The following is a 23,222-nucleotide window of genomic DNA, read 5'->3' as shown; positions in this document are numbered from 1 at the left end:
AATTAGAGAAGTGCACCAATCATGTCTTCTAATTTACCTTGATCAACAGCAAAAGCACGAATACCTTCAGCTAATTTTTCAACCGCCATTGCATCACTATTATGTTGCCATCTAAATTCAGCTTCAGTCATTAATGTAGGGCGCGCAACAATGGTTTGATTAGGATCTAATTTTCGTACTACTGGCGCGTTAGATTGTTGCATTTCTGATAGCAAATTAGGCGAAATAGTTAATCTATCACAACCAGCTAAAGCTAAGATTTGGTCGACTTTACGGAAACTTGCGCCCATAACAATGGTTTTATAACCATGTTGTTTATAATAATTATAAATATTACGAACCGAAACAACCCCAGGATCTTGATCGGCGACATAAGGTTCAATAGGTTTTTTAGCTTGATACCAATCATAAATACGACCGACAAAAGGTGAAATTAAAAAGGCATTCACTTCTGCACAGGCTCGCGCTTGTGCAAATGAAAAGAGTAACGTTAAATTACAATTAATACCCTCTTTTTCTAAAACTTCAGCAGCTTTAATACCTTCCCAGGTTGAAGCAATTTTAATTAAGATTCTTGATTTATCGATCCCTTTTTGTTTATAAAGTTCGATAATTCGGCGAGCTTTTTCAATACAACCTTGTTTATCAAATGACAGGCGAGCGTCAACTTCTGTTGAGATGCGTCCTGGAATAATTTTTAAAATTTCAGCGCCTATATTTACAGCAACTTGATCACAAGCATTGATCAATTGTTGCTCTTTACTGCCACCTAATTTTTTAGCAGTTTCAACAGCAGAATCGATTAAATGACGATATTGAGGAAGTTGAGCGGCTTTAAGTACTAAAGAAGGGTTAGTTGTTGCATCTTCAGGCGAAAATTGTTTAATTGAATCGATATCACCAGTATCAGCAACTACAACGGTTAATTTTTTGAATTCATCTAATTGACTCATACATCTATGTCCTCTACAACATTGCTATTTCAAATTGAGTTATCATATCATTTATTCAATAATAAAACGACACTATCAAATCGCTATTTATATTGTTATTTTGAACTAAGAAAGTTAAAAATGTCGATAAAAACACGCGAGTTCCACTACAGTATTTTATATTTTTTTATGAATTTAAATTTACTTTAACTAAAAAAATTTATTACAACCTAGTTACTTTGAATATAACTTATCGTAATAGCAGATTCGTTCAACCTTAGCCGTTGATCCGCCACCTTCAAATTCCGATTCTAGCCATGCTTGTACGAGCTTTTTCGCTAATTCTACACCGATGACTCTAGCCCCCATAGTCATAATCTGTGCATTATTACTCTTTCTGGCACGTTCAGCCGAATAAACATCATGGCACTGAGCGGCGCGGATACCGGGAACTTTATTGGCAGCAATCGCTACACCAATTCCAGTTCCACAAATTAAAATACCTCGCTCATGTTTTCCGGCTTTAATAGCAGATGCAACAGCATTAGCAACATCAGGATATAAACTATTTTCTGACTGCTTATCACTACTATAATCAACGAGCTCAATACCTTGCTTAGTTAAATATTCAACAATACTATTTCTAAACTCAAAAGCAGCATCATCTGCACCTATTGCAATAGATTTCATGTTTTCTCCTTACTAACTTTCATTAAAATGAACATAAGTTCATATTAATATCATTTGTTATTATTTAAATATAAATTATTTCAGTTATGTGATAAAGGTCTCGAAAATAAAATATTTATTAAGCTATTGATGGATAGAAGACTAAAATTATTGAATATTTTTTACTTAAAAGCCTTGATAACCTGAATTTCTTTCACAAAAACAATCAAAGGTTAAACATAAAAACATTTGATACACGCTAAAAGCATGAAAAAATGAAATGACGCAAATTTATTTTATCTGTTGATACATCTCGTTGAAAAAGGATAAATTAACTGAAGTTATTTAAGATGATGCCCAAGTATAAATGCGTTGACCAGTTAGGTCACAACCTACACAACTGACACATTTTTTTGTTCCACAAGCATTTGAATCCTCCATAATATAGAGCTTTATCTTGCCTTTTTTAATCCAAAACAACATCATTTGTTCAACTGCGCTTTCAGGTAAATGAAAATAGCGAGCAATATCTTGTAGATTTGCTCGCCCTTTTAATTGAATATAATCTCGAATCGAAATTAACATATGAGTAAAAAGACAAACGCTAGGCTTGCTCTTCTCCAATAAGTTTTATGATCACTTTAATGATGGATCACAGCAGCGAGATCCATTTGTAGCATCGTAATGTGATTTGGCCGATATACTTAAAGACGAATATTGCCCAAACCAACGCATTAATAAAATCATTGTACCAATAAATGCAGCACACCCTATCAACCAATAAATTGCCGAGACTGATTGCCCTAATAAAGTTATCTGATAATATATCGTCGCAACCAGCCAACCTACTATAAATGTCCACAGGGCAACAAATACCATCCATTTAATTCCCGCTTCACGATAAATCGCCCCCAATGCTGCCGCACAAGGCGTGTAAAGTAGGATAAAAATCAAATAGGCAATGGCAACATTGTACGTCATAAATGAAGTTTTAATCTTAGCAACTGTAGTAGAGTCAATTGCTAAATCATTTTCAATATCATCAATATCTTCTTTCAAAGATGAGAATCCTAATGGATCTAAAATAGTATCAGTAAAATCGAGTAAATTTTTAGGAATCGATAATATTGAAGCTTTAATACTGTTATTAAAATCGAAGTTATCGCGTTGGAGTTGTTGGTTATCCATAGAATAAAGTGAGTTCAATGTCGCAATAACAGCCTCTTTGGCAAAAACACCCGTAAAAAGCCCAACTGTTGCTGGCCAGTTTTGTTTATCAAGCCCCATCGGTGCAAGTGCAGGTGTAATGGTTTGACTAAATGCAGCAAGTATTGAATCATTAGATTGTTCATGTCCAAATCGACCATCAGTGCCCAATGAATTTAGTAAACTCAGTACCGTCACCATAATTACAATGGCTTTACCAGCTTTAGCAATAAAACTTTTTAACCTTTGCCAAGTTAATTTAAACATACTTTGTAATGTCGGAATTCGATAAACAGGCATTTCCATAATAAAAGGGGTTGGCTGACCTTTTAATAAGGTTAGTTTTAAAATATAACCGGTAGCGAGTGCAACGAATATACCAAGCAAATATAAAGAAAAAACGACCATTGATGCATGACGTGGAAAAAAGATAACAGCAAATAAGGCATAAACAGGTAACCTTGCACCACAAGACATAAAAGGAATCATACAAATGGACATAATACGATCACGTGTACTTTCTAGTGTTCGGGTTCCCATAATCGCAGGTACCCCGCAGCCAAAACCCACCAGCATTGGCACAAAAGCTTTACCAGGCAACCCAATACAGCGCATGGCTCTATCAACCATCATTGCCGCACGGGCTAAATACCCAGAATCTTCTAAGAAAGATAAGACAAAAAACATAGCTGCAATAACCGGAATAAAGGTTGATACCGTCTTAATACCCGTTCCAATGCCGTCAGCTAAAATAATATTCATCCAGATAGGCGCATCGAGTTGATGCAATAGATAAGATAGACCTTCAACAAAAATCGTATAAAAAAAACCATCAAAAAAATCGATAAAAATTGAACCAAAATTGATAGCGATTGTAAACATAGCATACATCGCTAGCAAAAAGAAAGGTATACCTGTTATCCGTCCTAGCGCAATTTTATCGAGCTTTTCAGAAAAAGTAGAACTTAGCTCCCGAGGTTTATTAATAACGTTTTTACACACATTATCAATCACGTCATAACGAGCACTGGCTAACGCGACATCAATTTCATAATCACACCATGCAGAAAGTAATAATCGACAAGCGTTAAGTTTTTCTGATTCGCATGGGGTTAATTGATAACGTGAGCCGTCTAATAAAGCATCAATCAATTGCCAACGATTAAATTGATGAACCTGACTGTTTGGCGGCAATTCGTCCATATAACGAGTAATTACTGCTTCCTGATCATGACCTAAGGTATTCATTGCAGATTTAGTCACTTGCTTAGTTGAGCTAATTTTCTCAATTTGTTGATATAATAAATCAATGCCCGTTTTTTTCTTAGATGATATAGCAATTACTGGACAACCGAGTATATGTGACAACTCTTCAGTATCAATTTGTTCACCTGTCATTTTTAACGCATCAGTCATATTTAAGACAACAACCATTGGCAGCTGTAAATCAATTAATTGTAATGTCAAATATAAGCTACGTTGTAAATTGGTGGCATCAATAATGTTGATTATTACACTCGCTTTTTCACTCAAGACAAATTGACGCGTGACTAACTCATCTTGTGACACTGACAACGGATCAGATTCAATAGCATAGGTGCCGGGCAAATCAACAATAGTATATTGGTTATTTTGATAATTAAGCACACCGGTTTTACGCTCAACAGTCACACCCGGCCAATTACCGACTCGCTGTTTTGCACCAGTAAGTAAATTAAACAGCGTCGTTTTACCACAATTTGGGTTACCAATGAGTGCAACGTTCATGACTCAACCTCCATAACTTCGATAGTTGCCGCTTCACTACGCCGCAAACATAATAAAAAACCGCGTATTTTAATTTCCAGTGGATCGCCTAATGGTGCGGCTCGAATCACTAAAACTCTGCAACCTGGCGTGACACCCATAGCTAACAGTCGCCGACGAAATGGCAACGATTCAGGCAATAGACGTGATATAACCGCCTCCTGCCCTAAGGCGAGGTGATTTAAAGTTAGGACTGACATTGTGCTCCTAGATATTGCTGAATTATTCGTTTTAATCTGTATCGTTTAAATCATGATTATCAGAATAATTTAGTTTAAAAACGCGAATATCGCGCAATGATAATGTTTTTTTCAATATAAAAAAGCAAATAAACATTAAAAAAATAGAAATGATTATGGAATTATGGTGTAAAAATGAGATTTTTCATTGAATTTGTAACGCAATTTTATATATTTTTTTATAAAATGGTAATACATAAACCACAATTTATACTAAACCGTATGTTTATCCTAAAACTTGTTGATAAACCCTATTTATTAGGATAATAGCAATAGATTTTTATAGTTATCGTCTAACGAGCAAATTAACAACTAAAATTAACACTCTAAACCTTAAGATCTAGCTTTCTTATCAATCGCTATCTTATTTTTATTAACATTAGGAAAAAGATCATCTTCACCTATCTAAAAAATACCTCAACCACCAATACAATTAAACTAAAACTATAGTTAATTAAATACTATATCCTTATCCAAACCACTAGCTCACATTAATCGCAAATTGCCGAACTTAGCAGATAACTGTTATAATCTTTTTATAACAATTCAGATTAGGAAAGATTTTAATGTATATCATTTATGGTATTAAAAATTGTAATACAATGAAAAAAGCTTTCACTTGGCTTGATGAACATAATATTAGCTATCAGTTTCATAATTATAAAACTGATGGTTTATCACCAGAACTTTTAGATTCATTTTTACAGTTAGTTAACTGGCAAAGTTTACTCAATACTCGCGGTACAACTTGGCGTAAACTTGATGAAACCATTCGAGCCAACGTTGATAATGAACAAGCGGCAAAAGATATTATGTTAGCCAATCCATCAATATTAAAACGTCCTTTACTCATTGATGGAAAACGCGCTTTATTAGGCTTTTCTGACGAAAGCTATTCACAATTTTTTGCTACACAAAAATAAACCGAGATAATTATGACAGACCCTGTTATTACTTTAACTAAAGCATTGATCGCTGAAAAATCAATAAGTCCTGATGATAAAAACTGTCAAAAAATGATTATTGAACGATTAAAACCTTTAGGCTTTACTATAGAAGAAGTAAATTTAGGTCACACCAAAAATCTATGGGCATATCATGGCGATCCTTCACAAAAGACATTAATGTTTGCAGGACATACCGATGTCGTGCCAGCAGGTGATGAAAGCCAATGGCTATATCCTCCTTTTCAACCTACAGTCGATGAAAACGGCATCCTATATGGGCGTGGTGCGGCAGATATGAAAAGTGGCGTTGCGGCAATGGTATGTGCAGCTGAACAATTTGTTAAAAACAATCCCAATCATTCTGGTCGTGTTGCTTTTTTAATTACCTCGGATGAAGAAGCCGATGCATCTGATGGTACAGTCAAAGTTGTTGATCTACTTAAAAAACGTCAAGAACGCATTGATTATTGTATTGTTGGTGAACCGTCTAGTGATCAAAAACTTGGTGATCAAATTAAAAATGGACGCCGAGGTTCGCTCACAGCGAATTTAATAGTCCACGGTATCCAAGGGCATGTCGCCTATCCCCACCTTGCTGATAACCCGGTGCATCGCTTTGCTCCAGCTTTGAATGAATTAGTTACAACAATTTGGGACAATGGCAATGAATATTTTCCACAAACTACGATGCAAGTAGCAAATATTAATGGTGGAACAGGTGCCGAAAATGTCATACCGGGGGATTTAAAAGTCCAATTCAATTTTCGCTATAGTAGCGAATTGACTGACGATGTCATTAAATCTCGGGTTGAGCAAATTTTACAAAAGCATAAATTAAGCTATAGCCTAACTTGGCGATTATCGGGTAAACCTTTTTTAACGCCGAAAGGGGAACTTACCGATGCAGCTACACATGCTATCAAACAATTAACACAATTAGAGACCAAACTATCGACAAGTGGTGGAACCTCTGATGGCCGCTTTATCGCCCAATTAGGCTGCCAAGTGATAGAATTAGGCGTAGTGAATAAGACTATTCATAAAATTAATGAGAATGTAAATTGTCAGGATATCATCACGTTAACAGCAATATATCATAACATTTTAGAAAAACTATTATCGATTTAGTGAATAAAGATTATCGTTACTGATAACAAAAGAATATGTTGCTAGTTTTATTTTTAGCAGTAAACGATGATTGCGATTATTCTCGACCATAACCAAAGGTGATTAGATGGAGTGGCTCAAAGACTATTGGTGGATAATTGTAGTTATTTTAATTGGTATTTTTATTAATACGATTAAATCGCTTAGCAAACTTAACTACAAATCTTATCTGGAAAAAAAGAAAGGGATAAAACCTATCCCCTATAATGATGATGACGATGATTAACCAACCTCAAAGTTAATCATTAACGATTATTATGGCCGTCATTGAATATGACTTGATGGCGATAGCGATCGACCCACATAGCGGTTGAACCACAAACCGCAATAGGCATAATAACAAGATTTAAAATCGGAATCATCGTAAATAAACTGACTAAAATACCATAAATCAAATTATCCGTTTTATCCTGCTTTAGTAACTCACGCATTCGAGGAAAGGTAATTTTATGATTATCAAACGCATAATCGGCATATTGAATGTTAATTTGCCAAGCAGTAAATAAAAACCATATAACAGGCGTGACCGATTGCCCAATAACCGGAATAAAATAGGTTAGAAAAATTAGACTTGCCCATAATAGATAATGAATCAGTTTTTGTAATTCTCGTCCCATTATTCTAGGTATATCCATAATCAAACTTATCCAAGAAGTATCAGGTGCCGGCATACCGGTTAATTGAGATTCAACATGCTCGGCTAATAGCCCATTAAATGGCGCAGCAATAATATTAGCAACTGTACTAAAAAAATAGCAAAATACGATAGCGAGTGTCACAACAACAATAAAGCTAATGATATACCCTAACCATTGAAGCCAACTAGGAACAAAAGATAATCCCCAGTCCACCATACCGGTTATGGATACCAAAAACCAATAAAACAATAAAGACATAATCACGATATTAGCAAGTAAAGGTAAAAAGACATAATGGCGAATGCTTGGGCTGAAAGCTAATGACCAGCCTTTAATAAAATATTCTAGACCAGTTTTTGGCTGGTAATCTGTTTGGTTACTGTGCATGTTGGTATTTGTTTTTTCGAAATTATTTAATTTCACATTTTGTCCCTTCTAATAAAATATGATTTTATATTAAGTTTTAATTAAATTATTTTAAGCCTTGTTATCAACATTGTTAAACCACTGCTTAACTTCATACTTTATTGCCTGCATTAAAGCTGCTTTTCCTGTTAATTGATACTGTTTTATCACATGTATTAATTTATTATCATCTTGCAATAATGATTTTAAGATAGGTAAATTGAAAGCGTTTTGTTGATGATTATTAAATTGATTCAATCGACAAAGTGCAGCATAAGTTGCTTCATAAGGGCGGTGATAGTAACAAAATCCACGAAGTTCATCAAGATCCTGATGGGTTAGTTGCTGATCGCTATTTAGCTGAAAACGATCAGCTAATGGTAGATCGATAATATTTTTTAACCAGTACCAGTTACGCTGCAATTTTTTGTTTAACTGCATGGTCAAGGATAATCCCTGCTTGGTGATAGGTTTTAATGCCATTACGGAATAACTACCACTGCTTGTTTCTTTACGACTACCAACGTGAACCAGTACAAATCCACATGCAGACCAAAACTGATCGTTTGCTTGATTAAAAGCATAACTCACCGAAATAAAATCTTTACCTTGTATAGCCCCATGCTGATAAATGCGTTCAACCAATTGCTGAGCAATATGCTGACGACGATGAGACTCCGTAACGGCAATACGATTAATTCTAACTGATGCAAGCTTAGCTGCTAATTTTTCACCGGCATGCGCCACCAACGATTGAGCAACTAAATTACCTTTAGGTCGGCGCGTACCTTGCCACACGGCTTCAATTAAACTGTCAGATAACTGACCTTCATCTATCGTGATGGCACCAGCAATAAGATGATTTTCTTGCTTTGCTTGCCAAACAGTTTGATTATTTGCATCAAAAATACGTCTTAAATCAATTAAAGTTGTTTGATAATGCGCAGTTTTTAATAAATAAAAAATCTGTTTTAACGCAGTAATATTATTACGGCTAACCCTGTTATATTCAATCGATTGATTTATCAGATGTCTATCTTGTTTTTGACAAAATAAACCATTTAGCAGTAAACAATCAGTAATAGCTTCAAGCTGATCACCAGCTTGCCAACGTATTGGGTTTGTTAAGTAGAAAAACTCACACGATTTATTTTTAAATAATTGTAATAAAAAACCCTGTCCTGTCCCTTCATAACCTTCCATCGTTGTAGTTAATAATACTGGGCAATTATTCTCAGATGCAAATTGCAATAAGTTTTCCAGCATCGGAAGTGGAATCATGGCAGCTTCGTCAATAATTAAATAATCAACATGACCACCAAATCCAACCTCTATTAATTCATCGGGTGCAACAAATTTAACCGATGATTTGGCGAAATGAAAAAACGTAGTTAAAGCACTTTTGTTAGGTGCAGTAATAATAATTGATTGGTGATAATGGCTAAATAGACCGGCTAAAGCTGATTTTCCTCGTCCGCGTTTAGCCATTAACACTTTAATTGGCGCATCACTTATTAGTAGACGTTCAAGGATAGTTTGTTGTTCTGTTAAACTAAGCTGTGCTGTTTGAATATTTGGAAAGTCGCGTTGGTTAGATTCAATGTCAAAATCCTTTAAGATTTGCTCAAGATGTTTGACAAAATTGGGAACTTCAATAGCTTGGCTGTTCTCATTCCAGCGTATGCTATCTTGATCACACCAATGGTTAAAATCTTCTGGTAAAAGTAATATAAGTATACTTCCTTTAACCAAAGTCCCAACCAGCATGGCAAAAGCATCTAAATTAAAACCTTGCGTTGCATCAAAAATCGCATGCAAAAATTCTCGACCTAATAACGATTTGGTTTGATTGGGTAAAAAAGTTTTAGTCAAAAAAGGGGGTAAATTATTTTGTGTGGTAATGGTGATCCAATCAGCTTGATGCTGATTTATTGTATCACGCAATTGATTCAATAATTGTGTTGCTTCGCCTTTTAATACCCAGAGCTTTCTTGTGCTATCTGGACCTGACATAAGCTAACTTCTTCCAATCACGAGCGATAAAATACCTGCCGCTATCAATGGTCCAACTGGGATACCTTTGAAAAAAGCAACACCAATTAATGTACCAATAATTAAACCATTAATTATGGTCGGATGAGCACCAATTAATGATACTCCCCGAGTACCTAACCACGAAACAGCAATCCCTACCAGGATAGCCAACATTGATTGCCAAGTAGTAAAGGATTTTAAAATATCGTGAATTTTTAAAGTCCCATTAGCCAATGGAACCATCATTGCAGCAGTTAATATCACAATGCCAATAGTTAAACCATATTGATTTAAAAAAGGGAAATATGTTGATAGTGGCGTTAATTTGAACAGTAATAATAACAAAACGGCAAAGGTCACTGTGTTATTATGCGTCACATAACACAGTGCAGCTAAAGCTAATAGAAGAAAGAAAGAGATATCGAACTGAGCAAACATTACAAAGGTACACCAATGCGCTTAGCGACTTCTTCATAAGCTTCTATTACACCGCCTAAGCTTTGACGGAAACGATCTTTATCCATTTTTTTCAACGTCTCTTTTTCCCATAGACGACAACCATCAGGAGAAAACTCGTCACCTAAGGTTACTTCACCTTTGTATAAACCAAATTCAAGTTTATAATCAACTAAAATCAAACCAGCTTTATCAAATAGTTCAGTCAATATTGTATTAATTTTAAAGCTCAGCTCTTTCATTGTAGCTAATTGTTCATCTGTCGCCCAGCCAAAAGCTTTACAGTGCGATTCATTAACCATTGGGTCATGCAATGCATCATTTTTCAAAAATAATTCAAAAGTTGGAGGATTAAGGACAGTGCCTTCTTCAACGCCTAAACGTTTAACTAAAGAGCCTGCTGCGCGATTACGCACGACACATTCAACAGGAATCATTTCTAATTTTTTAACTAAAACTTCATTATCTGATATTAAGGCTGCAACTTGTGTAGGAATGCCTTCATCACGTAATAGTGTCATAATAAAATAGTTGAATTTATTATTAACCATTCCTTTGCGATCTAACTGCTCAATACGTAAACCATCAAAAGCAGAAGTATCGTTACGAAATTCCAATATTAGTAGTTCCGGGTTGTCTGTTGTGTAAACAGTTTTTGCTTTACCACGATAAAGCTCATCCAACTTTTTCATGCTTATAACCTTATATCATAATAGCCAATAAATAATTAAGGAGCTTTTCGCTCCTTAAATTCGAACTCATTGTTGTTATCTTTACTTCGGATTTATTGAAAGCGTAAATATCAACACACTACTTATTATTAAAGTCATCGATTACGATAAACCAATAACGCACCAGACGACTTTTGAATTAAAAACTCTATTTATCACGACAACCAACTCGATAACGACAACTATCGACGGTTGCTGTCTTTAAGATCTTCTTTTAAAGCCTTCATGGACTCAGAATCTTTATCTGACTTAGTGTCCTTTTTGGCATCATCATCTTTAGGATCTTTCACTGGTGGTTGTCGAACTGATTCTGGTGCAACCTCATCCATGATGATATTAAATAAACCAACTACGTAACGTTGTACTTCTGCTGGTTGGGTAGAAATATCTTCAGCACCACGAGTTAGCGAGTTCAAGCCAAGTGTAATGGTTTCAGTGTTACCCATAATTTTTCGCTTAAATACGTACGAAGCTTCAGTTTGTTGCGATTCGTCAGCACGTACTATATATGCCTTAGCCGTTTTAATAGTTTGATTATCACGACCATCAATAGGAATATTTTTGCTAGTTAAAATATTAGGAATTCGATCCCATAGATTATAACTTAATGGTACATTGAACGTTACCATACCATTGTTATAGACCACAAAAGCTTCAGAAATCGTTGAAAGCGGCAACATAGGTGGGCGAATATCAACTTGTTTTCCTAACGGCCCATCGATTTTGCCATTATTCACAAAAAAGTCAGCAACTTCTGCTGGTACTGTAATACCTTGTGGAACAATTAATGGTTTTAAACTTGGTGAATTTAAATAGTCATCATTACCATCAACTTCACGTTTATAGTTTTGATCGCTTCCACATCCTACAAGAAAGAAAGAAGCAACAGCGGTCAAAATAGCGACTTTTTTTATGACATTATTTTGCAATACGGTTTTATTAAACATAGATGTCTGCTTATAAATTAAAAGTTATACGAAAATAAATTACAGTAAATTAGCATCTTTTAATGCTTGTTCCACCGCTGGAATTGAAGCATCGGTCAGCGATATCATCGGTAAACGAATTGTACCATCAGCGATTAAGCCCAATCTTAGGCAAGCCCATTTTGCTGGCGTGGGGTTGGGTTCAATGAACAAATTATTATGTAATGCTAATAAACTTTCATTTAACGCTCTAGCCTCTTTGATTTGGTTGTTTGCAGCTAATTGACAAACTGTAGCAACTTGTTTTGCTGCAACATTAGCAGTAACAGAAATCACCCCATCACCACCTAAAATCATAAAATCTAAAAATGTAGCATCATCACCACTTAACAGTTTAAAATCATCTCCCACTAATTTTCGCGTTTTATATACGCGAGAAAGATCACCTGTTGCGTCTTTCAATGCAACAATATTTTTGATTTTTGATAAACGACCAACGGTCTCAGGTTTGATATCGCTACTTGTGCGACCTGGCACATTATAAAGAATTTGAGGTAATGCAGTACATTCAGCAATAGCTTTAAAATGCTGATACATACCTTCTTGAGTCGGTTTGTTATAATAGGGAGCAACAGTTAAACACCCCACTACCCCAATATTTTCAACTTGACGAGTTAATTCAATTGCTTCTTTAGTGGCATTAGAGCCTGTTCCAGCAATAATATCGATTCGCCCTTGCGCATAATCAACAGTACGCTTTATAACATCGATATGTTCTTGATGATTAAGTGTCGCTGATTCACCCGTTGTTCCAACAGACACGATAGCTGATGTGCCATTAGCAATATGATATTCGACCAATTTTTTTAAGCTTACGTGGTCCACATTTCCTTTAGAATCCATTGGTGTGATAAGGGCGACCAGACTTCCTGTAAACATAAAATGACCTCTCATATTATCTGTTTAAACAACAACTTTAAAGAATAAAAAATCTGCGAATAAGTATGCGATATTTCTTAGTTAAATTCAACTTTTGTTATGCAGGATTATCAATATCAATAAAAATAACTTCAAGGCTATATTCCTTAGCTAACCATTCGCCAAGCTTTTTAATACCATAACGTTCCGTTGCGTGGTGACCTGCTGCATAAAAATTTATACCATATTCACGTGCAATGTGGATAGTGCGTTCAGAAACCTCGCCGGTAAAAAATGCATCATAACCTTGCTGAGCCGCTGCTTCGATAAAATCTTGCCCGCCGCCGCTACACCAAGCAACGCGTTTTATCACTTTAGGTGCATTATCTCCACAAAATAAAATAGAACGCTGACTGTTATGCAAGATTTTTTCCAATTTATGCTTAAATTCAAGAGCGGTTAACGGTTCGGTTAGTGTTCCTTTAAAAAGTAAATCGGTGATATCAGTGCGCGGTTCAACCGAAATATTAAGCATGTTAGCTAATAAGATATTATTTCCAAGTGTGGGATGGCCATCTAGCGGTAAGTGATAACCAAACAGATTAATATCATGAGATAATAATGTCTTAAGTCTCTTATATTTAATGCCAGTAATTGTTTGTGGTTCACTTTTCCAAAAATAGCCATGATGAACTAACACCGCATCGGCTTGCAATTCAACCGCTTTATCTAATAAATCTTGACAAGCCGTGACACCTGTTACAATTTTTTTTATCTCACTTCGCCCTTGCACTTGCAATCCACTAGGGGCATAGTCACGATAGCGTAAAACTTGCAGTTCTGTATTAATGATTTGTTGGAGTTCGTAATTATGCACAATGCTCCTCGCTACTTTTACTCAATCATAAAGTTAATCTAAAACAACATTAACAAAAAGCTGAAAATTAGCAGATAAACGTTTAGCCCTTTTGTTTAGCGCCAATTATAGACACTTTCTTGAAATAACTCATCTGATATTATGACTAATTGATTTTTACCACCCTAGCTGACCAATGTTTTAATTACTCAATTAGTATCTATCATATTCATTTTAATGTTTATTAATTTAAATAAAATAGATTAAGAATGTTGTCAGGTTTCAATTATAAGTAGAAGGCAAATAATAAGTGAAGGTTAAACTAGCTATTTAAGATAGCTATCGTGAAAACGAGGCTTTACCCTTTTTATGAAAATGCATCAACTCGTCTTTATCACACAACTTCTGAAATAGTATTGCAATACGCTAACGCACTTTATAAAGATTAACAATTTGCTAAAACAAACATTCGATTAATCAGAAATAAAACAATTGGGATTATTATTCTAATGAAAATCACTAACTTTAGTCTGAAATCTTGGTCTTGTTGGATAATAAAGAACAAGCTAATCAAGAATTTAGTGTACTAATTTGTTACTTTCCAAGTTTAGCAGCAACTTCTTATTATTTATAAACATTAATCACTTGCAATCAAATTAGTCAAGCTTAAGGAAGTATTACAAACTTTTGTAACAACGTTTAAAACATCTGCCTAAACATTATAAATGTCTTAATTCACAATGGACTGAAGAGATTGAACTATCAAAAAACAATCCCCCCATTTAGATTGATTTATAAGATTCAACCGAAGATTAAATTATCGCTTAAATGCTAAGATGACTTAGGTAAAACTAGGCGAAAACAACAAAAACTGGCATAATAACCTCCATTTTTGACAAACTAAGATAAACAATTGTGCCAAACACAAAATTATGTGAACGCTTTCGGGGTTTTTACCCAGTCGTGATTGATATAGAAACCTCAGGATTTGATCCTAAACTCAATGCTATTTTAGAGATTGCCGCCATTACCCTTAAAATGAATGATGACGGCTGGCTTGAGCCTGATGAAACGCTACAATTTAACGTTAATCCTTTTGAAAACTCTATTTTAGAACCGAGTGCTTTAGCTTTTAATGGCATTGATCCTAATAATCCATTAAGGGCAGCTGTTGACGAAAAACTCGCACTGGAATCCATATTCAAAATGGTGCGTACTGGAATTAAAGCCTCTGATTGTACCCGTGCAGTCATTGTTGCCCACAACGCACACTTCGATCATAGTTTTTTAATGGCAGCGGCAGAACGTGCCGGAATTAAACGTAATCCTTTTCATCCCTTTGCGACATTTGATACAGCATCACTATGTGGTTTAGTTTTTGGGCAAACCGTATTAGCAAAAGCGTGCGAAGCTGCAAATATTGCCTTTGATCATAAACAAGCACATTCAGCACTTTATGATACCGAAAAAACCGCTATTTTATTTTGCGAAATTGTCAATCGATTTAAACGATTAGGAGGTTGGCCACTGCCACAGACTAACGAACAACCTGATCAATCAGAATAAAAAAAGAGAGATAATATCTCTCTTTTCTGTTTAAATATGCACATACAATTTAATTAAGATTTATGTTTTTTAGCAGTCTCTTTAATTAAGGTTTGTAATTCACCAGCTTGAAACATTTCTAACATAATATCACAACCACCAATTAACTCACCTTCAACCCAAAGTTGTGGAAAAGTCGGCCAATTAGCGAATTTTGGTAGTTCGGCACGAATATCAGGATTTTGTAAAATATCAACATAAGCAAACGGTTCACCGCATTGTGATAAAACTTGCACTGCTTGGGCTGAAAAACCACAACTTGGCAACTTAGGCGACCCTTTCATGTACAAAATAATTGGGTTATCAGCAATCTGTTTTTTAATTTTTTCAAGTGTTGTCATTTCAGTTGTCATACTAGTTAATCCTTATTTTATTTCTAGCAAATTGTGACTATTCTAACGTAGAATTATAACTTGTCATACTGCTATATTTATTTTGTTTTACTATAACGACAATTTATGAACATCTTGCCATTAGTTGGCAAATAAGCATCTATAAAAAATAAGATAAAATTAAGATCAACAACCCTTTCATTAACAATATAACAAATTTTGATTTACCGAAGATCTTCTATTCATTTTTTGTAAAGATTAAAACTTAACAGTTAAACTTAGCTGACTAAATGTAAATTCTTACTAAGTCATTTTGGCGATCTCTTTTCCTTGCCATCACAATATAGTATGCTTATTGTTATTAAAATGACTTTAATAAAATAGATATATCGTGCATCCTTTAATCCTGACTTTACGTAAAGTTTTTTATAGCAGTAATCTCCTTTTTAGTATTCGTATGCTAATTAGTCTGACCGGCTCTACCCTAGTTCCATGGTATTTTGGTCATGTCAATTTAGTCATCCCGTTAACTTTAGGCGTTGTGGCTGCTGGACTGACCGAGATTGACACCCGCTTACTTAGCCGTTGTATTAATATAGTTTTAACGCTATTTTGTTTTGCTATTGCAACTTTTTCAGTTGAATTACTATTTGATTTTCCATTGGTTTTTATTGTGGGATTAGTTTTTTCAACTTTTGCTTTTATTATGCTTGGCTCACTAGGACAACGCTACGGCGTCATTGCGTTTGGATCATTATTGATTGCTGCTTATACAATGCTAGGCCATAATTTATATGCTGACAATTATACTTTACCTTGCTTTTTATTATTAGGTGCACTTTGGTACAACATTGTGTCGTTAATTGAATCTATCATTCAACCTATCCGCACAACTCAACAAAGTTTATCAAACTGTTTTATTAGATTAGCCCAGTATCTTGATGCTAAAGCGGCAATGTTTGATCCAGACGAGACCGATGGATTTACTAAACAAACCTTACAATTAACCGAAAGTAATACTCAATTAATCAATGCATTTAATCAAACTAAACGTTCACTGTTTAATCGTCTGAAAGGCTATCGTGGGCAATCTTATGTCAAAAAAATGTTGAGTTATTACTTTGTGGCTCAGGATATTCATGAACGAGCTAGTTCAGCACATGGACAATATCAAGCGTTAAGTGATAATTTTAAACATAGTGATATTTTGTTTCGATTTGCGCGAATTTTAAATTTACAAGCAAAAGCCTGTGCCAAACTTGCTTTTGCTATCAAAATGAATCAAACATATCATCATGATCCTTTATTTGCGCGCTATTTTTCTTACCTTGAAGAAGCGATATCTCAATATCAAAGTCACAATAAAAGTTCGTCACTTTTAATAAAATCATTACAAAATTTATATCAAAACCTGTTATCTATTGATCTGTTACTTGCCAATATTGATACAGAGCAGCATCTTGCCAAACAGCAAGAAGAGAATCAATTGGTTGATGATGAACTTACCAGCTTTCATGACATTTTCGCCAAAATAAAACAAAATTTAACCATCAAATCAGCCCTATTTCGTCATGCTATTAGAATGAGTATTGTGCTCTTTGTTGGCTATAGTGTTATTTATTGTACCGACCTTTCACACGGTTATTGGATTATTCTGACCAGTCTTTTTGTATGCCAACCTAACTACGCCACAACAAAACATCGACTAAAATTGCGAGTATTTGGCACAATATTAGGGATCGTCATTGGCATACCTTTAACCTATCTATTCCCGACTATTGAAGAACAACTTATCTTAATCATTATTACCGGTTGGTTGTTTTTCTTATTTAAAAATTCACAATATGCCTATGCGACAGCATTTATTACATTACTGGTCTTTTTTAGTTTTAGCTTAATTGGAGAAAGCAGTATTGAGGTCGCATTGTCTAGAATTATTGCAACCTTGATAGGCTGTTTTATTGCCTGGTTTGCGGTAAGTTTTATTTGGCCCGATTGGAAGTTTAGAAATCTTCCTAAATTAGTTGATCGGGTTTGTCATGACGACAGCCACTATTTAGCCCTAATTGGTAGTCAATATCTGACTGGAAAAACTAATGATCCCAAATACCGTTTAGCAAGGCGATCAGCCCATGATAGTAATGCAGATTTATCATCATTAATTAGCTTAATGACTAAAGAGCCGCATATGAATCCTGCATTAATTGATAAAGGTTTTCGATTATTAACTTTAAACCATACGCTAATCAGCTATTTATCGACACTAGGTGCACATCGTGATAAATCTATTTCTAATCATACATTAGAATTGTTTGATGATTTGTCGGTTTATATCATTAATTTATTGACTGATAAACAGTTAAATAGCGAATATCAACCGATTAAACAATCGGTCGCAAATTATATCGAGTCGATTTCGATCCAAGATGAACAAGCCAATAATGATTTACTCGTTATGCAACAATTAGCACTAATACTCGATATATTGCCGGAATTAATCAGTCTTGTTAGCGAATTAGACAAAAAATCGACTTAATCAAAGCTTGCTAAATAAAGTGATTTGCTAACATGCAAATATTTATGAGTAAAGATGTTATACACCCAAAATATAGAGAGAACGGTATTTTTGCATATTCTTATCAATCCAAATGATTAGGTCACTAATCATTTGTGAAAAACCCAATTTATATTTCAGAAAATTTTTTGACATCTCTTTTTGCCAAGATTTATCAAAAATAAATGCAAAATCAAACAGATCGTCTTGCTGTTCAGTTAAATTTTGCGCATTTATCACTTTCTGTTTAAGTTTGAATAATTGAGGTTTTATCAGTAACCATTGTTGTAGAGTAACCTGCGTTACTCCCCAATTTCCAAAATTCTGATAATTAGAAACATTATAATAGATAATACCTTCAATAAAGCTAAATGCACTTTCTGCCAGATATTTGGACGTTGCATTCCAATGAGTATTTTTGAAAGGAGGAGTCGTAAATTCAAAAACTAGCCCGCCCATTCCAGATTCTAACGATCGTAATTTAAAATTTATCCTATCTCAAGACAAAGCTATAACGTTATTTATCGATGAATTACTCCATTTTTGACTGTGCTTAAACCGGCGAATGTAGATAGAATTAATCACAATTTAAATGAATAACCATGCCCCTCAAGAAATTTATTTCGCTCAGATATAACAAGTATTTTGACTATCCTTTAGGTTTATAGAATTCAAACTTAGATAACTTTGCTGCTAGTTTCAAGAAAAATTGGATAATCATTATGATGTTACTTATTACGTGAATATAATTAAATCAAGACTAAAAATCACTTAAGTTAAAGCCATATTTAACCTATTGAACCACCAATAGATTAAATACAGCGTTATTGATATCACTTAAAAGTCAGGCACGGTAGCCGTTTTACTTAGACCATAACTATTAAAAACTCCCTCTACCGCAGTTGAGCTTTTTTCTTGTTTTATCCATAAAATAAAGCTTTGCTCAGTGCTTTGACTATAAAAATGTAAATGCGGATAAGTAAGATTAACACTTCCCCATTTATCTATCATTTTTTGTTTTACGTCAGTAGACCATTTACCTTGAGCGGTTAAGCGTTTTTCAGCACGTCTTAATGCGCTTTGTCCTTTAGGATTAACCCGCGTTAAACGTAAATAGCCCTTAACTTCAGTTGGTATGGCTGTGATTGGTAGAATCAATACATAGTCAGCAATGGCAGCCTGTTGCTGTAGCGCACTTTTAAATTCCTGTAACTCGGCTTCAGTACCAAAAATGCGAATAATTCCGCCTAGTGTTCGGCGCACATTATAACAAGGAAAACTAATACCAATATTTCCCTGAAAATTAACCAAGACTTGATGCAGTTTTTGCATCACTTGATTAATCACCTGCACTTCAGTTATCTCAATTTGTGGTATGGCGCGCAGTTCAAAATAGTGTGTATGCATCTTGCTTACTCCTTACCACTCGCCCCAAATACACCGCCACGAATTAATACTGCAATCACATAATGTTGTTGTTCCAAACTTGGCTTTTCCCCTTTCAAAACCCAGTTATCAAACAAGTTATAAAAGTCCAATTTTTGTTTAGGTTGGCGGAAAGCATGCCCCATAGTGGTCACCGAACCATAAGGTTCAATCGCAATTGGAAATTCCGCTTTTTCATCATACCAGGTATCAATAGTACGAATTGCATTACTCACTTTTTGCGAATGCATCGCTGCTTGACCATTTTTGTCATAAAGCACTTTGCTTTTTTCTTTACCAGTATCTAAAATTAATTCTTGCGATGGGTAAACTTCTTGTCCTAAGCCCATTTTTAGTGTTGCGGTAACATCAAAGATCACAAATTTTTTATTGGTTAATCCTGCTTCAATAAGATCAGTCAATGCTTGAACAGATTTATCATCATAATCAAAACTGTTAAGCTGATAATTTTTGGCATCAACGTTAGCGACGTTAATTATCTTAGCTTCATCTTTATCATTGTGCGCTTGGTAACTCACGATAATATTAATTTGCTCGGCTGCCATACGGTTACGCCATAACCAACGACCATTTAAAATATTAATGGCATATCGTTTCGCTAACGCTTTTAAGCCAACATCTTTAATATATTCTTGAGTTGTCGTTGTTAACTGTGCTTGATATTCAACATCATTACATACTGATGGTTTACCGGTAAAAGGTAACACTTTACAGCTCCATGTTATCACTAAAGTATCTTTATCGGCATCTAACGCAGCAACATCGACAGTTTGTAAATTAGGTTTTTGAATTTCGGCATCTAATTTAGCGGGATCGCTAGCAATGGCATTTTTAAGGCGATTAGAGATAGTTCCGCGTACTGATTTTTCGGTTAATCGAACCGGAGATAATATTTCAGGATTAGCAGTACTTGGCTGTGAAAAAACAGCATCAGAAATATCAAAACTGCGTTCAAAAGCTAAAACAGATGCGGTAGTGATTTTACTTTTACTCATAATAAATTCCTTATTGTATAACGCTAAAATTATTTAATTATTTTGTTGATTAATGATATAAATCTCTGCACCATTTGATTGCAATGTACTGCATTGATAGCGCCAAAATGCTTGTGATAAGTTTTCCTTTAAGCGCAATGGAAATACCCATTTACCCAAGCCATAAATACATTCAACAAATTGTGATTGATGTTCATTACTCCGAGCTTCTTGCAACTTACCAGCAGCAAATAACGGTGATATTGCTTGATACCCTAATGGTATCGGGACTAACCAACCTCGTCCCTGTTTGACTGATGTGGTCTGCCAGTGTTCTTTCTCTTGAGGATGGTGATGCAACATTGCTGTTTCGATTAAAGCATCAAGCGCGGTTGCATTGGGATCTTGTTGTTGTAACTCAGCTGTGATCTCTTGCAGATCTTGCTGTGCTTCAACTAATACAAAAGCAGGTAATAACAAATTTGCTAATGTTTCGTCTGATGCATCAGAGGGAATTAATCTTGCCTCACCAATTTCTAACACATGACCACCAGCAATGCGTTGTTGATACAGTTTTTGTTTCATTTGATTAACAAATTCATTCTTTTGATCGTCATCATAAAGTGCTTCAAAATTTTCTATTTTGACTTCAATCAGCAATGAAACATCAAGATGCACTCGCCCCTCTTCGATAATTGCGCGGGTATCACCATTTTTGGCCACAGGATTACGGGTTAATCGAAAAGTATAATCACTATAATCATTAGGTCGATAAACTTGTACATCACACTCATGGCAAGCAATCAATACTCCATCTAAATAAATAGGATCGGTCGATTCAATTTTACGGTTTAATGCATGAATAGCACCAACAAAACCTGAAATAGCTGGAAATCCGTAGGTTAATGGGCTGGATATCGCATTAGCATTATGAATTTTGACATGATCAAAAAACAGATAGTAATTTAATGTTTCCATTAAAAGATCCCCTCCTTTTTACGCTGACTTGCTTTGACAGCGGCGCTTAATTCTTTACGCCACTCCATAAATTCAGGATCACTAAATTGCTGTTGAATATTTTCAAATTTTTTTACTAGAGCATTTTGGATCCAAAAAGCAAAGTCTTTTTCTAGTTCAACTATCCATTCACCTTTATCATACTTTTGTTTAAAATCTTGCTCACCGTCTAAATTAGATCGCTTTGGATCTAACCATAATTTTTGATTAAATTTGAGCGAGTAATCACGACTCCAGCCCGCCGGCATGGTTTTTTGAATATGTCTGGCATATTTAAGTAATAACGATAAAATAACGGCAAAAGCATCTTTGCGATTGTCACGCTCTTCAACATTGTTTTTTGGCGCTTGAACCATATCAAACAACAATCTAAAGCCAAAGCGACAAAAATATTGCATTGAATTTGTGAAAATGGTTTCTTGCACCCTATTAATTGATGGAAAAGGGGATTTTTCAAATTTAGGCGGCATTGACGGTAATAAAAAATTACGTCCACCTTGATTACTGGTTAATTGACTGACGCCTTGCGGATTGCTGCCCCCTAACTTAACCACGGCTAAGTGATGAAACGAAAAATAAGATTGATGTTCAATTCCTTTAATTCTTCTTTGTTCACGAGCCTTTTTATTCTCGTCAGAAAATCTTGTTTGTACTTTTTGATACACCAAGTGGCACAATGATGATGGATACAATGGAATTAACAGACGGTAATGATTATTAACCCCTGAAAGATAAGTATCTTCACTATTTGGCCAATATAATTGTTTATTAAGTTCGGATGCTTTTGGAGTATCAAAATTATTAAAAATCGCTTTTTTTAAATTAGCTAAATAAACCGCTGCCTTTTGCTCATCATCCGATAACGCCGGCAAAACAGCAGGATGTTCTTGTATAATCAATTGTAATAAAGTCATATCATCCGTTACAGATTGATTTAATAAAGAAAAAATATCCAATGCGGCAGCATTACCTGAGCAATCGAAATTCAAAGTTAATGGCGTAGCTGATGATACATAATTTGAATCAGTTGGCTTAGTTTGTGCAGCATAGTTGATATTATCACCTAGACTCGAGGAATTAATGCCCTTACTAATATTCGTTCCAATATCTATCCATAAAATTCGTCTAGTTGCGGCATCTTCCATCCAAGTTTCAAAATCAAATCGTTTAATTAAATCATTAATTTTTTGTTGAGATTCATTAATTGCCAATACATCATTTGCTTGCTTAGCTTTATCCAGTTTTGTCACTTCACTTTTATAATTAGCATTATTAGTAAGCCGCTGCTGAAGAAAGTCGACAATAACCTTTCTTATATCTTGCCAAGAAATATCTTCCATTGGCCCTCCTTAATTTCCTTTAAA

Annotated in this window: 23 protein-coding genes; 5 read left to right on the top strand and 18 right to left on the bottom strand. The window is 34.9% G+C overall.

The features are described 5' to 3' along the window. Positions 1 to 2 precede the first annotated feature (2 nt). The 5 genes from tal to A9G03_RS09860 all read right to left on the bottom strand — a co-directional run bounded on the left by tal (position 3) and on the right by A9G03_RS09860 (position 4,813). Complete coding sequence (gene tal, locus A9G03_RS09880; RefSeq protein ID WP_065633460.1) at positions 3 to 953, bottom strand: transaldolase; 951 nt, start codon at positions 951 to 953, stop codon at positions 3 to 5. A 213-nt stretch (positions 954 to 1,166) separates the two neighbouring features. After that, positions 1,167 to 1,622, bottom strand: coding sequence for a ribose 5-phosphate isomerase B (gene rpiB, locus A9G03_RS09875; RefSeq protein ID WP_065799108.1), 456 nt, complete (start codon positions 1,620 to 1,622; stop codon positions 1,167 to 1,169). A gap of 324 nt (positions 1,623 to 1,946) precedes the next feature. Further along, complete coding sequence (locus A9G03_RS09870) at positions 1,947 to 2,186, bottom strand: FeoC-like transcriptional regulator (RefSeq protein ID WP_065633462.1); 240 nt, start codon at positions 2,184 to 2,186, stop codon at positions 1,947 to 1,949. A 51-nt stretch (positions 2,187 to 2,237) separates the two neighbouring features. Continuing rightward, on the bottom strand, positions 2,238 to 4,574 hold the full coding sequence (gene feoB / locus A9G03_RS09865) for a Fe(2+) transporter permease subunit FeoB (RefSeq protein WP_065799107.1): 2,337 nt from the start codon (positions 4,572 to 4,574) through the stop codon (positions 2,238 to 2,240). Then, positions 4,571 to 4,813, bottom strand: a complete 243-nt coding sequence (locus A9G03_RS09860; protein WP_065633464.1) for a FeoA family protein — start codon at positions 4,811 to 4,813, stop codon at positions 4,571 to 4,573. The genes feoB and A9G03_RS09860 overlap by 4 nt, the downstream gene beginning before the upstream one ends. A 605-nt stretch (positions 4,814 to 5,418) precedes the next feature. Here A9G03_RS09860 and A9G03_RS09855 point away from each other — a divergent pair. The 3 genes from A9G03_RS09855 (at position 5,419) to A9G03_RS12375 (ending at position 7,192) form a co-directional block, all read left to right on the top strand. Further along, entirely contained in the window at positions 5,419 to 5,775 is a 357-nt protein-coding gene (locus A9G03_RS09855; RefSeq protein ID WP_065633465.1) for an ArsC family reductase, read from the top strand. A 12-nt stretch (positions 5,776 to 5,787) separates the two neighbouring features. After that, positions 5,788 to 6,927: a succinyl-diaminopimelate desuccinylase gene (dapE, locus tag A9G03_RS09850; protein ID WP_065799106.1), complete on the top strand. Its 1,140-nt coding sequence runs from the start codon at positions 5,788 to 5,790 to the stop codon at positions 6,925 to 6,927. A gap of 106 nt (positions 6,928 to 7,033) precedes the next feature. Next, the gene (locus tag A9G03_RS12375) at positions 7,034 to 7,192 is read left to right on the top strand and encodes a YpfN family protein (RefSeq protein WP_082209445.1); all 159 of its coding nucleotides are present in this window, start codon (positions 7,034 to 7,036) and stop codon (positions 7,190 to 7,192) included. Positions 7,193 to 7,211: 19 nt separating this feature from the next. Here A9G03_RS12375 and cysZ read toward each other — a convergent pair whose 3' ends face one another. The 7 genes from cysZ to A9G03_RS09815 all read right to left on the bottom strand — a co-directional run bounded on the left by cysZ (position 7,212) and on the right by A9G03_RS09815 (position 13,951). Beyond that, positions 7,212 to 7,991: a sulfate transporter CysZ gene (gene cysZ, locus A9G03_RS09845; protein ID WP_065799131.1), complete on the bottom strand. Its 780-nt coding sequence runs from the start codon at positions 7,989 to 7,991 to the stop codon at positions 7,212 to 7,214. A 90-nt stretch (positions 7,992 to 8,081) separates the two neighbouring features. Continuing rightward, positions 8,082 to 10,022, bottom strand: a complete 1,941-nt coding sequence (locus A9G03_RS09840; RefSeq protein WP_065799105.1) for a GNAT family N-acetyltransferase — start codon at positions 10,020 to 10,022, stop codon at positions 8,082 to 8,084. 3 nt (positions 10,023 to 10,025) lie between these two features. Further along, the gene (locus tag A9G03_RS09835) at positions 10,026 to 10,481 is read right to left on the bottom strand and encodes a DUF441 domain-containing protein (RefSeq protein WP_065799104.1); all 456 of its coding nucleotides are present in this window, start codon (positions 10,479 to 10,481) and stop codon (positions 10,026 to 10,028) included. After that, positions 10,481 to 11,191, bottom strand: a complete 711-nt coding sequence (gene purC / locus A9G03_RS09830) for a phosphoribosylaminoimidazolesuccinocarboxamide synthase (protein WP_065633469.1) — start codon at positions 11,189 to 11,191, stop codon at positions 10,481 to 10,483. Before purC ends, A9G03_RS09835 begins: the two co-directional genes overlap by 1 nt. A 221-nt stretch (positions 11,192 to 11,412) precedes the next feature. Beyond that, on the bottom strand, positions 11,413 to 12,177 hold the full coding sequence (gene bamC, locus A9G03_RS09825; RefSeq protein WP_065633470.1) for an outer membrane protein assembly factor BamC: 765 nt from the start codon (positions 12,175 to 12,177) through the stop codon (positions 11,413 to 11,415). Positions 12,178 to 12,216: 39 nt separating this feature from the next. After that, positions 12,217 to 13,095 carry a 4-hydroxy-tetrahydrodipicolinate synthase gene (dapA, locus tag A9G03_RS09820; RefSeq protein ID WP_065799103.1) on the bottom strand — a complete coding sequence of 293 codons (879 nt, stop codon included), beginning with the start codon at positions 13,093 to 13,095 and terminating at the stop codon, positions 12,217 to 12,219. Between the two features lie 97 nt (positions 13,096 to 13,192). Next, complete coding sequence (locus A9G03_RS09815) at positions 13,193 to 13,951, bottom strand: Nif3-like dinuclear metal center hexameric protein (RefSeq protein ID WP_065799102.1); 759 nt, start codon at positions 13,949 to 13,951, stop codon at positions 13,193 to 13,195. Between the two features lie 894 nt (positions 13,952 to 14,845). Here A9G03_RS09815 and rnt point away from each other — a divergent pair. Next, positions 14,846 to 15,496: a ribonuclease T gene (gene rnt, locus A9G03_RS09810; protein WP_218837118.1), complete on the top strand. Its 651-nt coding sequence runs from the start codon at positions 14,846 to 14,848 to the stop codon at positions 15,494 to 15,496. A gap of 53 nt (positions 15,497 to 15,549) precedes the next feature. On the opposite strand, the gene A9G03_RS09805 is transcribed toward rnt, so the two are convergent. Continuing rightward, entirely contained in the window at positions 15,550 to 15,876 is a 327-nt protein-coding gene (locus tag A9G03_RS09805) for a Grx4 family monothiol glutaredoxin (RefSeq protein ID WP_065799130.1), read from the bottom strand. Positions 15,877 to 16,258: 382 nt separating this feature from the next. Between A9G03_RS09805 and yccS the strand changes: the two genes are divergently transcribed. After that, on the top strand, positions 16,259 to 18,403 hold the full coding sequence (yccS, locus tag A9G03_RS09800; protein WP_218837117.1) for a YccS family putative transporter: 2,145 nt from the start codon (positions 16,259 to 16,261) through the stop codon (positions 18,401 to 18,403). A gap of 57 nt (positions 18,404 to 18,460) precedes the next feature. On the opposite strand, the gene A9G03_RS09795 is transcribed toward yccS, so the two are convergent. The 5 genes from A9G03_RS09795 to csy1 form a co-directional block, all read right to left on the bottom strand. Then, complete coding sequence (locus A9G03_RS09795; RefSeq protein WP_065799100.1) at positions 18,461 to 18,880, bottom strand: hypothetical protein; 420 nt, start codon at positions 18,878 to 18,880, stop codon at positions 18,461 to 18,463. Positions 18,881 to 19,258: 378 nt separating this feature from the next. Next, complete coding sequence (gene cas6f / locus A9G03_RS09790) at positions 19,259 to 19,828, bottom strand: type I-F CRISPR-associated endoribonuclease Cas6/Csy4 (protein ID WP_065799099.1); 570 nt, start codon at positions 19,826 to 19,828, stop codon at positions 19,259 to 19,261. Positions 19,829 to 19,833: 5 nt separating this feature from the next. Further along, positions 19,834 to 20,862 carry a type I-F CRISPR-associated protein Csy3 gene (gene csy3, locus A9G03_RS09785; protein WP_065799098.1) on the bottom strand — a complete coding sequence of 343 codons (1,029 nt, stop codon included), beginning with the start codon at positions 20,860 to 20,862 and terminating at the stop codon, positions 19,834 to 19,836. A gap of 33 nt (positions 20,863 to 20,895) precedes the next feature. Beyond that, positions 20,896 to 21,819 (bottom strand): type I-F CRISPR-associated protein Csy2, encoded by a 924-nt coding sequence (csy2, locus tag A9G03_RS09780; RefSeq protein WP_065799097.1) that lies wholly within the window; start codon positions 21,817 to 21,819, stop codon positions 20,896 to 20,898. After that, complete coding sequence (gene csy1, locus A9G03_RS09775) at positions 21,819 to 23,198, bottom strand: type I-F CRISPR-associated protein Csy1 (RefSeq protein ID WP_082209444.1); 1,380 nt, start codon at positions 23,196 to 23,198, stop codon at positions 21,819 to 21,821. Before csy1 ends, csy2 begins: the two co-directional genes overlap by 1 nt. Positions 23,199 to 23,222: the final 24 nt, after the last annotated feature.

The organism is Gilliamella sp. wkB171, from assembly GCF_001693755.1.
Taxonomy (GTDB): domain Bacteria; phylum Pseudomonadota; class Gammaproteobacteria; order Enterobacterales; family Orbaceae; genus Gilliamella; species Gilliamella apicola_F.
Note: the sequence above shows the minus strand (reverse complement) of the source record. Positions and strands in the feature narration are given on the sequence as shown.